Origin of the sequence: Cellulomonas flavigena DSM 20109, from assembly GCF_000092865.1 — a bacterium.
In the GTDB taxonomy this organism is placed as follows: Bacteria; Actinomycetota; Actinomycetes; order Actinomycetales; family Cellulomonadaceae; genus Cellulomonas; species Cellulomonas flavigena.
Map to the genome: position 1 here is coordinate 4,095,420 of NC_014151.1, position 14,564 is coordinate 4,109,983.

The 14,564-nt window shown below is 75.3% G+C and carries 11 protein-coding genes; 8 read left to right on the top strand and 3 right to left on the bottom strand.

The genetic code is table 11. The features are described 5' to 3' along the window. Positions 1 to 62 precede the first annotated feature (62 nt). Positions 63 to 1,376, top strand: a complete 1,314-nt coding sequence (locus CFLA_RS18640) for an MFS transporter (RefSeq protein ID WP_052302768.1) — start codon at positions 63 to 65, stop codon at positions 1,374 to 1,376. Continuing rightward, a complete protein-coding gene (locus tag CFLA_RS18645; protein WP_013118904.1) occupies positions 1,373 to 3,085 on the top strand; it encodes a SpoIIE family protein phosphatase in 1,713 nt (570 codons plus the stop codon). Before CFLA_RS18640 ends, CFLA_RS18645 begins: the two co-directional genes overlap by 4 nt. A gap of 6 nt (positions 3,086 to 3,091) precedes the next feature. On the opposite strand, the gene CFLA_RS18650 is transcribed toward CFLA_RS18645, so the two are convergent. The 3 genes from CFLA_RS18650 to CFLA_RS18660 form a co-directional block, all read right to left on the bottom strand. Continuing rightward, positions 3,092 to 4,375, bottom strand: coding sequence for a hypothetical protein (locus tag CFLA_RS18650; RefSeq protein ID WP_013118905.1), 1,284 nt, complete (start codon positions 4,373 to 4,375; stop codon positions 3,092 to 3,094). Beyond that, complete coding sequence (locus CFLA_RS18655; protein WP_013118906.1) at positions 4,368 to 4,934, bottom strand: sigma-70 family RNA polymerase sigma factor; 567 nt, start codon at positions 4,932 to 4,934, stop codon at positions 4,368 to 4,370. The genes CFLA_RS18650 and CFLA_RS18655 overlap by 8 nt, the downstream gene beginning before the upstream one ends. A gap of 69 nt (positions 4,935 to 5,003) precedes the next feature. Beyond that, the gene (locus tag CFLA_RS18660) at positions 5,004 to 6,527 is read right to left on the bottom strand and encodes a CCA tRNA nucleotidyltransferase (RefSeq protein ID WP_013118907.1); all 1,524 of its coding nucleotides are present in this window, start codon (positions 6,525 to 6,527) and stop codon (positions 5,004 to 5,006) included. Positions 6,528 to 6,669: 142 nt separating this feature from the next. Between CFLA_RS18660 and CFLA_RS18665 the strand changes: the two genes are divergently transcribed. From CFLA_RS18665 to trxA, 6 genes are all read left to right on the top strand, one after another. Further along, positions 6,670 to 7,218, top strand: a complete 549-nt coding sequence (locus tag CFLA_RS18665; RefSeq protein WP_013118908.1) for an NUDIX hydrolase — start codon at positions 6,670 to 6,672, stop codon at positions 7,216 to 7,218. Further along, a complete protein-coding gene (locus tag CFLA_RS18670; RefSeq protein ID WP_013118909.1) occupies positions 7,218 to 9,404 on the top strand; it encodes a DUF6049 family protein in 2,187 nt (728 codons plus the stop codon). The genes CFLA_RS18665 and CFLA_RS18670 overlap by 1 nt, the downstream gene beginning before the upstream one ends. Next, entirely contained in the window at positions 9,401 to 11,143 is a 1,743-nt protein-coding gene (murJ, locus tag CFLA_RS18675; protein ID WP_013118910.1) for a murein biosynthesis integral membrane protein MurJ, read from the top strand. The genes CFLA_RS18670 and murJ overlap by 4 nt, the downstream gene beginning before the upstream one ends. 61 nt (positions 11,144 to 11,204) lie before the next feature. Next, positions 11,205 to 12,995: a protein kinase family protein gene (locus tag CFLA_RS18680; RefSeq protein ID WP_013118911.1), complete on the top strand. Its 1,791-nt coding sequence runs from the start codon at positions 11,205 to 11,207 to the stop codon at positions 12,993 to 12,995. Positions 12,996 to 13,153: 158 nt separating this feature from the next. Continuing rightward, entirely contained in the window at positions 13,154 to 14,176 is a 1,023-nt protein-coding gene (gene trxB / locus CFLA_RS18685) for a thioredoxin-disulfide reductase (protein ID WP_013118912.1), read from the top strand. Continuing rightward, the gene (trxA, locus tag CFLA_RS18690) at positions 14,173 to 14,505 is read left to right on the top strand and encodes a thioredoxin (protein WP_013118913.1); all 333 of its coding nucleotides are present in this window, start codon (positions 14,173 to 14,175) and stop codon (positions 14,503 to 14,505) included. The genes trxB and trxA overlap by 4 nt, the downstream gene beginning before the upstream one ends. The last annotated feature ends 59 nt before the right edge of the window (positions 14,506 to 14,564 follow it).

Below are 14,564 nucleotides of genomic sequence, written 5' to 3' on the forward strand. Positions count from 1 at the left end.
GACGCGGGGCCGTGCGCGCGCGACGGGGAGCCGGGGACGGGGCCGGGACGTAACCTGAGCGCGTGCAGGTGATCTCCGACCTCCGGGCCCTGTGGCCCCTCACCGGGTTCCGGCGGCTCTTCGCCGTGCGCCTGGTGAGCCAGGCGTCGGACGGGATGTTCCAGGTCGGCCTCGCCACGCTGTTCTTCTTCTCCCCGGAGAACGCCTCCACCGCCACCGGTGTCGCCGCCGCGTTCGCGGTGCTGCTGCTGCCGTTCACGGTCGTCGGGCCGTGGGCCGGGGTGCTGCTCGACCGGTGGCGCCGGCGCCAGGTGCTGCTGTACGGCAACCTCGTGCGGGTCGCGCTGACCGTCGTCATCGCGGCGGTCATGCTGACGAGCGGTGTGGGCCCGGCGGTGTACGTGCTGGCGCTCGCCGCCCTGTCCGTCAACCGGTTCCTCCTCGCGGCGCTGTCCGCGTCGCTGCCCAGGGTCGTCGACGGACCCCTGCTGCTCACGGCCAACTCCCTGACCCCCACGCTCGGTGCGGCGTCCGCTGGTGTCGGCGGTGCCCTGGGGTTCGCGCTCGGCCTGCTGCTGCCGGCGGGCAGGGTGCGCGACGCGGTGTCGCTCCTGGTCGCCGCCGCGGTGATGGCGTGCGCGTCCGCCCTGGCGACGCGCCTCGCACCCGACCAGCTCGGCCCCGACGAGCGCACCCCCACGTCGCGCGTGCGCGCTGCGCTGGGCGAGCTCGCGCGCGGCCTCGTCGCCGGTGCCCGCTACCTCGTCGCCCGCCGCACGCCCGCGTACGCGCTGGGCATCATGGCGCTGCACCGGTTCTGCTACGGCGCGGTGTTCATCGCGAGCATCCTCATCTCCCGCAACCTGCTGTCCGACCCCGCGGACGTCGAGGCGGGCCTGGCGACGTTCGGTTCCGTCCTGGCCGCGAGCGCCGTGGGGTTCGCCCTCGCCGTGGTGCTCACGCCCGTGCTGAGCCCGCGCGTCGGGCCGCACGTGTGGGTGGTGCTGTGCCTGCTGCTGGCGGTGGTGAGCCAGCTCGTCCTCGTCGTGACCGTGTCGTTGCCGGCGCTGCTCGGTGCGGGCGCCGCGCTGGGCCTGGCCGCGCAGGGCGCGAAGATCGCGGTCGACACGATCGTGCAGCGGGACACGGCCGACGCGTACCGCGGTCGCGCGTTCTCGCTGTACGACGTCCTGTACAACGCGGCGTTCGTCGGTGCGGCGGCGCTGGCGGCCGTCGCGCTGCCGGACACCGGGTGGTCGCCCGCACTGTTCGCCGCGCTGGCCGTGGTGTACCTCGCCGGGGCGCTGGCGTTCGCACGTGGTCCCCGCACGCCCGTACCGCTGGCCGCGCCGCCGGTGGTCGGGGTCGACGCATGACGGACACGGCCCATGTCCCGGGCGAGGCCCCGCCGGACGACCTGCTGACCGACGAGCTCGCGCGCGCGATCCTCCAGGCGGCACCGCTGCCGATGACGGTGTCGGACCCCCGCGTGCCGGGCGACCCGGTGGTGTGGGTGAACGCCGCGTTCACGCGCCTGACGGGGTACACGGCCGAGGAGGTCCGTGGCCGCAACTGCCGGTTCCTGCAGTGCGCCGACACCGACCCCGAGGCCATCCACCGGCTGCGGACCGCGCTCGCGCACGGTGACGACGTCCAGGTGGTGCTGCTCAACGTCCGCAAGGACGGGTCGCCGTTCTGGAACCAGCTCGCGATCACGCAGCTGCGGGACGCGACCGGTCAGGTGGTGCACCGGGTGGGGGTGCAGGTCGACGTCACGGCGGAGGCGGACGGCGAGGCGGCGCGCACGCTCGAGCTGTCCCTCATGCACCGCACCGCGGACCGCCTCGAGCTGCTCGCCCGCATGGGCGAGGAGCTGTCGGGGCACCTGGAGTTCGACGACGCCGTCGACTCGCTGGCCGACCTGGTGGTGCCGCGCCTGGCGACGTGGGGCTTCGTCGCGATGACGTCGGAGACGGGGAGCCTGGAGCGTGTGCACGTCGTCGCGTCGGACCCCACGCACGCCGGGGTCGCGCACGCGCTGGGCACGCAGGGCCTCACGTGGCTGACCCGCTCGCCGCGCGTCGCGCAGACGCTCGCGGCGGGCGCGAACCACGTGCCCATGCCGATGCCCGTCGACGTCGCGTCGCTACCGGGACGTACGACGCCCTCCGAGCTGCGCCTGCTCGAGACGCTCGGCCTGGGCAGCGCCCTGCTCGTGCCGCTGGCGGGCCGCGACCGCGTCCTGGGCGTGCTGTGCCTGGTGCACCGCGAGCAGGACGGGTTCGACCGCGAGACCGTCGTCACCGCGGCCCACCTGGGCCGCCGTGCGGGCGTCCTGCTGGAGAACGTGCGGCTCTACCTGGCGGAGCGTGACGCGGCGCTGACGCTGCAGCACAGCCTGCTGCCGGTGCTGGGCGACGTGGGCGGGCTCGACGTGGCCGCGTCGTACCTGCCGTCGGGGCGCCGTGCCGAGGTCGGTGGGGACTGGTTCGACGCGTTCGTGCTGCCCGACGGCGCCGTGAGCCTGGCCGTCGGAGACGTGGTGGGGCACGACCTGCGCGCCGCGGCGTCCATGGGCCAGCTCCGCTCGCTGCTGCGTGCGTCGGTGTGGCGCGGCGACCGCCCGGGCGAGGCGCTGGAGCGGCTGGACGGCCTGGTCCGGGCGCTCGACGTGGCCGACGTGGCGACGTGCCTGCTCGTGCACTGGGAGCGCACCGGTGCGGGGGCGCACCTCACGTGGGCGAGCGCCGGCCACCCGCCCGCGCTCGTGCGGCTGCCCGGCGGCGAGGTCCACGGCCTCGAGGGCGGGCGCAGCACCCCGGTGGGTCTGCCTCCTGTGCGCCCGGGCACCGTGCCGGAGGGGTCGGCCGACGTGCCGCACGGTGCGGTCGTCGTCCTGTACTCCGACGGGCTCGTCGAGCGGCGCGACCGCGGCCTGCGCGAGGGCATCGCCGCGCTGTCCGCCGCGCTCACCGGCGTCCCGGACGACGCGAGCGCGTCGCAGGTGTGCGACGCGCTCACCGCCGCGCTCGTCGCCGAGGATCAGGAGGACGACGTGTGCCTGCTGGTGGTGCGGGTCGGCTGAAGCGCCTCAGCGCCAGGTCGTCAGGGCGACGAGCCCGAGGGGTCCGTCCGGTGCCTCGTGGACCGGGAGGAGCTCGTCGACGCGGCCCGTCGCGAGGTCCAGCGCCCACACCCCCGAGGGTGTGAGGTCCGTGGGGCACCCGAGCGGACCGGCGACGACGAGGCGCCCTCCCGCGGGGACGAGCCCCCGGTGGAGGAGGTCTCCCGCCGGCACCGTCGGCAACGTCACTCCCGCGAGGTCCGCACCGAACCGCCCGAACCCGGTCCCGCACACGCGCGCGACCTCGGCCTCGTCCACGTCGCGCCCGACGACGTCGACGGCCGCCGCCACGCTGCCGTCGCCGAGGGGGACCCCCGAGTCCCGGAGCGGGAGGACGTCGCCGGTGAACAGCGCGCGCCGGGTCGTCTCCCCCGTCACGGTGTCGAGCAGCACGAGCGCAGGACCGTCGGCCTCGGAGGGCACGAGCGTGCGTTGCGCACGGTCGAGGCATGTCAGGAGCAGGTGCGTCGCGTCCGACCAGCCGGCCGCGTCGCACCACCGGGTGGGCAGTGGCAGCTCGCGCTCGTCGGCGCCGACCACGAGGGTCACGACGCCGTTCTCGACGACGGCGACCGTGGTGCCGTCCGGCGACGTCGGGAGCAGGCCGTCCGTCGACGGTTCCCTCGGCGTCGCCTCACCCGTCAGGAGGTCGACGTCGTACGTCTGGCTGTCGCCTCCCCCCTCGGCGGTGCTCACGCCCACCCTCCCCGTGGCGCGGTCCCACGGACCGAGGCTCACCGTGTTGTCGGGCGCCCGCGCCACGTGGCGCCGCTCGCCGTCCGGGCCGACCAGCAGCAGGTGGACCTCCCGCGGCCCCGCGTCGCTGTCCAGGGCGGCGATCGAGCCCGGCGTCCACAGCACCAGGACGCTCCCGACGGGTGCGGCGCGCAGCTCCTCGGCGGTGGCGGGCTGCAACGGGGGCAGGCCGCCGATCTCGACGGACGCCACGCCCGGTGCCGTGGCGGGCGTCGGGCTCGCCGCAGCCGTGGTCGGCACGGTCGGCGACGCCGTGGGCGTGGGCCACGCGGGCTCGACGGCCTCACGAGGCACCCACAGCAGCGCGCCCCCGGCGAGCACGACGGCCACGGACGCGGCCGCCGCCACGAACGCCGTGCGGCGCCGGCGCGCGGCCCGCACCGCGGTGCGCAGGCTCGCCACGTGCGCGCCCGTCGCCGTGGCCGCGAGGGTCGCCTCGTGCCGCGCCTCGGCGGCCAGCAGCACGTCGGTCAGGTCCGGTGTCCGCTCAGCCACGGGACTCCTCCTCGGTCGGCACGAGGCAGACGTGCACGCCCGCCTGCCCGGGCTCGGGCGGTCGTACGCCCAGCAGGGCGCTCAGCGCGCGGACGCCGTCGGCCGTGTACCGCTTGACGGCCCCGTCGGACAGGCGCAGCAACCGGCCGGTCTCGTGCACCGACAGGTCCTCGAGGTGGCGCAGCACGACGCACGCCCGCTCGCGGGGCGACAGCGTCGCGAGCGCCGCGTCGATGTCGTCCGTGAGCGCCGTCGACGCGTCCGCGACGTCGGGGACGGTGTCGACGGGCAGCGCCGCGAGCCGGGCCACGCCGACGCGCTCCCGGTCCCGGCGCCGCAGGCCGTCGACGTACCGGGACGCGAGCGCACGCCGGACGTACTGCTCGGCCGCGGGCACGGAGGTGAACCGCGCGCGTCCCACGAACGTCGCGACGAGCGCCTCCTGCAGGAGGTCCTGCGCCGCGACACGGTCCTGCGTGAGCGTCCGGGCGCGGGCGAGGAGCGCCGCGTAGCGGTCACGGACGAGCTCGTCGAGCACGTCCTCGGAGCGACGCGTCATGCGCGCACCCGGGGCCTGGTGGTGGTCACGCCCTGAACAACGCTCACGCCGCCGGATCGGTTGGGGTGCTCAGGTCCCGCGCCGCGCCCACCACGTCAGCAGCAGCTCACGCGCCCGCTCCTCGCCCAGCGGGCCGTGCTCCATCCGCTGCTCCAGCAGGTACCGGTACGCCTCCCCCACCTCACGGCCGGGGCGGATGCCGAGGGCCTCCATGATCTGCGTACCGTCGAGGTCGGGGCGGATCGACGCGAGCTCCTCGGCCTCGCGCAGCGTGGCGATGCGCTGCTCGAGGTCGTCGTACGCGGCCTTGAGGCGGTTGGCCTTGCGCTGGTTGCGCGTCGTGGAGTCCGAGCGCGTCAGGCGGTGCAGGCGCTCGAGGAGCGGGCCGGCGTCGGTGACGTAGCGGCGCACCGCGGAGTCGGTCCACTCCCCGTCGCCGTAGCCGTGGAACCGCAGGTGCAGCTCGGTGAGGCGCGCGACGTCGTGCACCGTGTGCTTGTCGAAGCGCAGGGCCTTGAGGCGCTTGGCCGCCAGCTTGGCGCCGACGACCTCGTGGTGGTGGAAGCTCACGCCGCCGCCGGGCTCGAAGCGCCGCGTGCGGGGCTTGCCGATGTCGTGCAGGAGCGCCGCGAGCCGCAGCGTGAGGTCCGGGCCGGGCACGGCGCCGTCAGGGCCGGTCTCGAGCGCGATCGCCTTGTCCAGCACCATGAGCGTGTGCTGGTAGACGTCCTTGTGGCGGTGGTGCTCGTCGATCTCCAGGCGCAGCGCCGGCAGCTCGGGCAGGACGTGGTCGGCCAGGCCCGTCTCGACGAGGACCTCCAGGCCCGCGCGCGGGTGGGGGGACAGCAGCAGCTTGGTGAGCTCGTCGCGCACGCGCTCGGCCGACACGATCTCGATGCGGGAGGCCATCTCGACGATCGCCGCGCGCGTGTCGTCCTCCAACCGGAACCCGAGCTGGGCGACGAAGCGCGCGGCGCGCATCATGCGCAGCGGGTCGTCGTCGAAGGAACGGCGCGGGTCGATCGGGGTGCGCAGCACGCCGGCGGCGAGGTCCGCGAGACCGTCGAACGGGTCGACGAAGACCAGGTCGGGCACACGCACCGCCATCGCGTTGACCGTGAAGTCACGGCGCGACAGGTCGCCCTCGAGCGTGTCGCCGAACTCGACCAGCGGCTTGCGGGACGTCGGGTCGTACGCGTCCGTGCGGTACGTCGTCACCTCGACGACGACGTCCTGCGTCGCACCGCGCCGCCCCGCGAACCGGCGTGCGCCGACCGTGCCGAACTCGCGGCCGATGTCCCAGTGCGCGTCACCCCATGCCGCGAGCAGCGGCTCCGCCTCGTCGGGCGTGGCGGGCGTCGTCAGGTCCAGGTCGTTGCTGGGACGGCCCAGGAACGCGTCGCGCACGGGACCGCCGACGAGCGCGAGGTCGAAGCCGGCCTGGCGGAACCGCGTGCCGAGCTCGAGCGCGTCCGGCGCCATGGCCGCGAGCGCCGCGAGCGCGCGGCGGCGCAGCTGCTGGACGGCCGCGGGATCGGGTGCGGGGTCACGACGCTCGGGGCCGGTGGACGGGTCGGCGGGGATCTCGGGCACGCGCCCAGCCTGCCAGAGGACGCGCCCGCGCCCGCGTCGCGTGGCGTGCCGCTGACGTCCGGATGACCGGGATGTGGTGCGCACGTGACCTGGCGGGGGGGGCGGCGCGGAACGCGTCAGGATTCGTCGTTACAGTGTCGGCATGTCCGCCGACGCCCACCCCTCAGGTCCCGGGCGCGTCCCGGCGCCACCCGGTGGGCATCCGCTGCGCATCGATCCCGCACGCGCACCCCGCCGCACGCACGCCGTCGCGCTGCCCGTGGTCGACGAGACGTCGGCCGGTGGCCTGGTCGTCTCCCGCCAGGACGGGCACTACGCCGCGGCCGTCATCGCACGGCGCAACCGGGCAGGACGTCTCGAGTGGTGCCTGCCCAAGGGGCACCTCGAGGGCGACGAGACGCCGGAGGAGGCCGCTGTCCGCGAGATCGCCGAGGAGACCGGCATCACCGGCACCGTGCTGCGCCGGCTCGGCGTCATCGACTACTGGTTCTCGGGCGACGAGCACCGCGTGCACAAGGTCGTCCACCACTTCCTGCTCGGTGCCCTGCACGGCGAGCTCACCGTCGAGAACGACCCCGACGGCGAGGCCGAGGACGTCGAGTGGGTGCGGGTCGTGGACCTCTCCGAACGGCTCGCCTACCCCAACGAGCGCCGCCTCGCCGGGCTGGCACTCGCGGTCCTCGACGACTGATGGACGCGCGCGTCCGCGGGACGGACCCGCGGCTGAGCACCGGCGGACCGCCGCGCCGGACTGCCGCGGCGCTGCTGCTCGCGGTGCTGGCCGCCGTCCTCGGCCTCGGCGGGCTCGCCGCCCCGGCCGCGACGGCGGCCGTCCCCACCACCCGCGTGACGCCCACCCCGGCACCCCCCGACGACGCCGACGCGCTGCCCGTGCGCGTCGAGATCACGGAGGTCGCGCCCACCGTGCTCCGGCCCGGCGAGGACCTCGTCGTCACGGCCCGGCTCACCAACACCTCCCCCGAGCCGGTGGCCGACCCCCGGGTGCTGGTGCACCTCGAGCGGATCCGACCCGGCACCCGCGACGACCTGCAGCGCTGGCTCGACGAGCCGGTGACCGGCCGGCGTGTCGGCGACCGCGTCGCTCAGCAGCAGGCGCAGGGGCCGCTCGAGCCCGGCGCGTCCCTCGACGTCACCCTCACCGTCGCGGCGGGCAACGTCGGCCTGCTGGACCGCCCCGACACCTGGGGGGCGCGCGGGCTGTCCGTCCAGGCGACCTCCGGGGGCCGGCGCGTCGGGCTGCAGCGGACCTTCGCGCTGTGGGCCACCGAGAGCGACGACGTGCCGCAGGCACGCGTGTCCCTGCTGGTGCCCGTCGTGGGGCCCGCCGCCGTGCCCGAGGGGGTCGAGCTCACCGCACCCGGCCCGACCCTCGGCGAGCTCGTGCAGCCGGGGCACCGGCTCGACGCGGCGCTCGAGACGGCGCGCAGCAGCGCCGACGTCGCGCTCGTCGTCGACCCCGCGCTGCTCGACGCGGCCCGCACCGGCACCAGCCAGGCGGCCGCGTGGGCCGACGAGCTGACGTCCGTGGCCGTGGGACGCGACGTCGTCGCCCTGCCCTGGTCGGACCCCGACCTGACGGCCCTCGCGCACGCCGGCGCGCTCGACCTGCTCGACGCCGCCACCGACGCCACCGACGCCGCCGCCACGGCAGCCGTCGACGGCGGCCGGCGGCTGTCCGCCCGCACCGACGTGCTGTGGGCCCCCGGTCCGCTCACCGACCGGGCCACCGTCGACCTCGCCGCGCGCTCCGGTGCGTCCGTGCTCGTCATGGCACCAGGAGACCTGCCCGCGGACCGCGACGTGACCGGGGCGCGGACCGAGCTCGCGTCACCCGGCGGGACCGTCCTCGGCATCGTGCCCGACGCGACGCTCACCACGCTGCTCACCGACCCGGCACGCCTCGTCCCCGACGCGACCGACGCGACCGTCGTGCAGCGTGTGCTCGCCGAGCTGTCGGTCCTCGCCCGCGGCTCCCCGCAGGGCCTGCAGCACGTCCTCGTGGCGCTGCCGCGCGACGCGGTGCCCGACCCGGCACGGATCGAGGCGGTGCTGAGCGCGGTCCAGGCCGCACCCTGGTCGCGCACCGCACCCCTGACGGCGCTGCTGGGTGCGAGCGGCGCCGACGAGCAGCGCGGCGCACCGCCCACGACCCTCACCGACCCCGATGCCCTGGGGACCGCGCAGGTCGAGCGACTGGCGGCGGCCCGACGCGCGACGGTCGCGTTCGCGGCCGTCACCGACGAGCCTGCGCGCCTGCTCACCGGCGTCGACCAGGAGGTCCTGGCGCCGCTGGCGACCGCGTGGCGCAGCGACCCGGCTGGACGTGACCGGCTGGTCGACGCGGTCGTCGCCGTCGTCGACGCCCGCCGCAGCGGCCTCACGCTCGCGCGCACCAGCGCCCAGTACTTCGTCAGCGCGGACAACACCGTGCGGTTCTCCGTACGCAACGAGCTGCCCGCCGACGCGCGCGTGCGCGTGCAGACCGTCCCCCGCAAGGCGTGCCTGCGGACCGAGCCCAGCGACACGGTCGCGGTCCGCGCCGGTGGCGAGGAGGTCGTGACGGTCGCGATGCACGCGATCGCCAACTGCGACGTCGTGGTCGAGGCCGTGCTCACGAGTGCCGACGGCGTCCCGCTGGCCGAGCCCGTGACGTTCGACGTGCGCGCGACCCCGACGATCGAGTCGGTCGGTACCGCCGTCGTCGGCGTCCTGCTCGCCGTCGGTCTCGTGCTGGGCGTCGTGCGGACCGTCCGGCGCGGGCAGAGCGCCCGGCGCGGCGCCCGGCGCGTGGACGACGAGGCGGGGACACGACCGCTGCCCGTGCTGGGCGGCACACCGGAGGGCGACAGCAGGTGAGCGGCACGACACCACCCCCGGGGGACCCGCAGGACGTCCCGGGCGGGCCGGGCGGCGGCGCCCCGACGGGCGCCGCAGGGGACCCGCCCGCGAGCGCCACGTCCGACAGCGGGGTGCGGCGCGGCGCCGCGCTCATGGCGGGCGGGACTGCCGTGTCCCGGCTGCTGGGCTTCCTGCGGGCGATGGTCGTCATCGCCGCGGTCTCGGCGACCGGTCAGGTCGCCGATGCGTTCTCCGTCGCCAACAAGCTGCCGAACGTGCTCTACATGCTGCTCGCGGGCGGCGTCCTCAACGCGGTCCTCGTGCCGCAGGTCGTCCGCGCGTACAAGCGCGACGCCGGCCAGGAGTACGTCGACCGGCTCCTCAGCTTCGGGTTCACGGTCCTCGCCGGCGCCACCGTCGCGCTCACGCTCGCCGCACCGCTGCTCGTGCGGCTCTACGCCGACGCGTGCAGCCCTGCGCAGACCTCGCTGGCCACGAGCTTCGCGTACTGGTGCGTGCCGCAGCTGTTCTTCTACGGCGCCTACGCCCTGCTCGGCCAGGTGCTCAACGCCCGCGGGTCGTTCGGGCCGTACATGTGGGCGCCTGTCGTCAACAACCTCGTGTCGATGGCCGGGTTCGGCGTGTTCATCGCGCTCGTCGGCCAGGTGCGGTCCGCCGAGGAGCTCACGGCGGGTCAGGTCGCGCTCTTCGGCGGGTCGTCGACGCTCGGCGTCGTCGCGCAGGCCCTCGTGCTGGTGCCGTTCCTGCGGCGCGCGGGCGTGCGGTACCGCTGGCGGTGGGGGCTGCGCGGCTCCGGGCTGGGGCGGGCCGGGACCGTCGCGACGTGGACGTTCCTCGGCCTGGCGATCGGGCAGCTCGGGTACGTCGTCGTCTCCCGCGTGGCGTCCGCTGCGCCCGGCGAGACCTGCGACCCGTCCACCGCGATCGCGGGCAACGCGGCGTACGACTACGCGTTCATGCTGTTCATGCTGCCGCACTCGCTCGTCACGGTGTCGCTGGCGACGGCGCTGTTCACGCGCCTGTCGGCGCAGGCGCACGATGCCGACGTCGACGGGGTCCGCGCCGGCCTGTCGTCGGGGATGCGGGTCGTCGGGCTGTTCACGCTGCTCGCGGGCGCCGGGCTCGTGGTGCTCGCCGAGCCCGTCGTCCGGCTCATCATGCCGAGCGAGTCGCAGGACGGCGCCGTCCAGGCGGTGGCCGGTGTCCTCGTCGCCATGGCCGTGGGTCTGCCCGCCTTCGGCGCGTGGTCGATGTGCCAGCGGGTCTACTACGCCTACGAGGACGCCAAGGGCATGGTGCCCGTGCAGGTCGTCATGGCCGTCGTCGTCGCCGGGGGCGCGCTGCTGAGCCGGGCCCTGCTGCCCAACAGCTCGTGGGTCGCGGGCGCGGGTGCGGCCATGAGCGTGTCCTACCTGGTCGGTACGGTCCTGGCGATGCGCGCGCTGCGAGGCCGGCTCGCGGGGCGCATCGACGGCGGGCAGATCGTGCGCACGCACGTCCGCGCCGGGCTCGGTGCGCTCGCCGCCGCCGGCGCCGGCTGGGGCGTCCTCCAGGTGCTGCAGGGCTCCGGCCCGGGCGGGTTCGTGGGAGCCGTGCTGCAGTGCGTGGTCGTCGCGGGCGTGATGGGGTTGGTGTACCTCGGGGCGCTGCGCCTGCTGCGCGTCAGGGAGCTCGACCTGCTCCTCGCACCGGTGACGAGCCGGCTACGGCGGCGCCTCGGACGCCGGTCCGTCTAGCATGCACAGGTGGCCTGCGACCGCAGGTCACTCGGCCGGGGGTGGGTACGGAGGTGGCGCGGTGACGGAAGAGGTCGGCCGGGGCACGGTGCTCGCCGGGCGCTACCGGGTGGACGAGCCGCTGCCGTCGGACCTCGCGGGAGTGTCCGTGTGGCGCGCCACCGACCAGATCCTCGACCGTCCCGTGCGTGTCCGGGTGCTGGAGTCCGGGGCCGTCGCGCCGGCGCTCGACGCCGCACGTCGCGCCGCCCTCGTCACCGACGCCCGCCTCGTGCGCGTGCTCGACGTCGGCATGCACGAGGGCGTCGGCTACGTCGTCTCCGAGCAGATCACCGGCGCATCCCTCACCCAGCTCGTCGAGCGGGGGCCGCTGACGCCCGACCAGGCCCGCGCGGTCGTCGGCGAGGCCGCGGCCGCGCTCGAGGTCGCGCGACGCCGCGGCGTGCACCACCTCGCGCTGCGCCCGTCGGTCGTGCACGTGTCGGCCGACGGCCGGGTGCTCGTCTCGGGCCTCGCGATCGACGCCGCACTCCTCGGCGCGCCCCCGGGGGACGCGCGCACGACGAGCCGCACCGATGCCGTCGACCTCGTCCGGCTCCTCTACACGGGCCTCACGGGCCGCTGGCCCGCGGGGCGTGACGACGCCCTCGCGCCCACCGTGCAGCCTGCACCCGTCCTGGACGGCCTGCCCGTGCCGCCCGCGGAGCTGGCGCCCGGCGTCCCGAACGACCTCGACACGCTGTGCGTCGTGACCCTCGGCCCGAACCAGGACGGCCCGTTCTCCCCCGGCGACGTCGTGCACGAGCTCGAGCCCTGGGGTGAGATCCGCATCGGGCGCCCGGCCGACGACGACCGTGCGGCAGGTGAGGGTGCCGTGGCCGCTGCCGCCGCGCCGGCCGTCGAGCCCGAGCGTCCCGCCCCGCCGGTCCGCGTCGCGCGCCAGTCCGTGCGGTCCGCGTTCGACGAGCTGCCCGCCGGTGCTCCGCTTCCCGGCACTCCGCCGCCGGCCGCCCCGGCGCGCGGCGGCATCCCCTCGGGGCGGGTCGAGCGCACCGGTGTGCTGCCCGCCGGCGCCGCGTACGGTGCCGGGGCGGTCCCGCCGCCCGGCCCCCCGCCGAGCCACGCCCCCGAGCCCGATTTCTGGGACGAGGGTCCCGGTTTCGCGGACGACCCGTTCGCGTTCGTGGAGGACGACGAGCCGCGCCGCCGGTTCGACCCGACGGCGCTCGTGCTCGTCGTCGTCGGACTGGCCGTGCTGATCGGGCTGGTGTTCGCCGCACGCTCGCTCTTCACGTCGCCGGTCGGCGACCGTGACCCCGTCGCGGACGACACCCCGAGCCAGCAGGAGCCCGCGACGCCGTCGGAGGGCGGCGCCACGGAGCCCACGCCGCAGGAGACCGTCGACGAGGCGCCCGACCCGGGCGTGCCGCCGGCGATCGAGTCCGTCCGGACGTTCGACCCGACGGACCCCGCGGGCGAGCGGGTCGCCAACGTCGAGCTCACGCACGACGGCGACCCGTCGACGTTCTGGTTCTCCTACACCTACAACAACCCGGCGTTCGGCGGGCTCAAGGAGGGCATGGGCCTCGAGGTCACGCTCGCCGCCGAGGCCCCGGTGTCCGGCGTGACGCTGAACGTGAACGGCTCGGGCGGCAACGTCGAGGTCCGTGCGACCACCGCGTCGACGCCCACGGAGGGTGCGGCCCTCGGTGGCGGGCCGCTGGGCCCCGAGACCGTCCTCGACTTCGAGGAGCCGGTGACGACGTCGACCCTCGTCCTGTACTTCACCGAGCTGCCCACCAACGCGGCCGGGCAGTACCGGATCGAGGTCACGGAGATCACCGTCCGGTAGGACGCGCCCGGGCACGTCCGGACACGTCCGCGTGCGGGGTGGACGCCGTCCGCCGCCGGGAACAGATGCGCCCTACGATCGGTTGGACGATCCAGCATCCCGGGCCGCGGCGCGGCCCCGTCGCCACCACGACGCCCGAACGAGCCAGCGAGGCACCAGTGACCGATTCCGCCGTCCAGCCCACCCCCTCCGACGTGCGCGACCTCGTCATCGTCGGCTCCGGACCGGCCGGGTACACCGCCGCCGTCTACGCGGCTCGCGCGGGTCTGGCACCCGTCGTCGTGGCCGGGTCCGTCACTGCGGGCGGTGCGCTGATGAACACCACCGAGGTGGAGAACTTCCCCGGCTTCCCCGACGGGATCCAGGGGCCCGAGCTCATGGACGCGATGCAGAAGCAGGCCGAGAAGTTCGGCGCGCAGGTGCTGTGGGACGACGCGACGTCGCTCGACCTCACCGGCGACGTGAAGGTCGTGACCACCGGTGGTGGGGACGTCTTCCGCGCACGCGCCGTGATCCTCGCGACCGGGTCCGCCTACCGTGAGCTGGGGCTGGCGGACGAGAAGCGGTTGTCCGGCCGTGGCGTCTCCTGGTGCGCGACGTGCGACGGGTTCTTCTTCCGTGACCAGGACATCCTCGTCGTGGGTGGCGGTGACTCCGCCGTCGAGGAGGCCACGTTCCTCACCCGTTTCGGGCGCTCTGTGACGATGGTGCACCGCCGCGACCAGCTCCGCGCGTCGAAGATCATGGCGGACCGCGCGTTCGCCGACCCGAAGATCTCGTTCGCGTGGAACTCCCAGGTCGTGGCGATCCACGGCGAGGACAAGGTCACGGGCGTCACGCTGCAGGACACGGTCACCGGGGAGACGCGCGAGGTCGCAGCCGGTGGGCTGTTCGTCGCGATCGGGCACGTGCCGCGCACGGACCTGCTCCTCGGTCAGGTCGACCTCGACGAGAGCGGCTACGTGCAGGTCGAGGGTCGCTCGACCCGGACCAACCTCACCGGCGTCTTCGCGTGCGGGGACGTGGTCGACCACACCTACCGTCAGGCGATCACCGCTGCGGGATCCGGGTGTGCCGCCGCGCTCGACGCACAGCACTACCTGGCAGGGCTGACCGACGTCGTCGACCCGGTGACGCCGGGGTCGGCGCTCGTCCTCGAGGAGAACGTGGAGGCACGATGAGCACCACCGACGTCACCGACCAGACCTTCGAGGCGGAGGTGCTCCGCAGCGAGCTGCCCGTCGTCGTCGACTTCTGGGCGACGTGGTGCGGGCCGTGCCGGCTGGTCGGTCCGGTCATCGAGGAGCTGTCCGAGGAGTACGCCGGGCGTGTGAAGTTCGTCAAGGTCGACACCGAGGCGAACCCCGGGCTGTACGAGGACTTCAAGATCCAGTCGATCCCCTACCTCGCGTTCTTCACGGGTGGCGAGATGGAGAACAGCCTCGTGGGCGCCCGGCCCAAGGCCGTGCTCAAGGAGGCCGTTGAGGAGCTGCTGGCCGCACGGGCCTGAGCGCAGCACACGGTCGCCTTGCGCCGTCGGGAGAGCCTGGTGCTCGACGACCGGCGCGC

Coding starts and splice junctions, on each gene's coding strand:
- CFLA_RS18645 (WP_013118904.1), top strand. CDS start 1,373: ATGACGGACACGGCCCATGTCCCGGGCGAGGCCCCGCCGGACGACCTG.
- CFLA_RS18655 (WP_013118906.1), bottom strand. CDS start 4,934: ATGACGCGTCGCTCCGAGGACGTGCTCGACGAGCTCGTCCGTGACCGC.
- CFLA_RS18665 (WP_013118908.1), top strand. CDS start 6,670: ATGTCCGCCGACGCCCACCCCTCAGGTCCCGGGCGCGTCCCGGCGCCA.
- CFLA_RS18670 (WP_013118909.1), top strand. CDS start 7,218: ATGGACGCGCGCGTCCGCGGGACGGACCCGCGGCTGAGCACCGGCGGA.
- trxA (WP_013118913.1), top strand. CDS start 14,173: ATGAGCACCACCGACGTCACCGACCAGACCTTCGAGGCGGAGGTGCTC.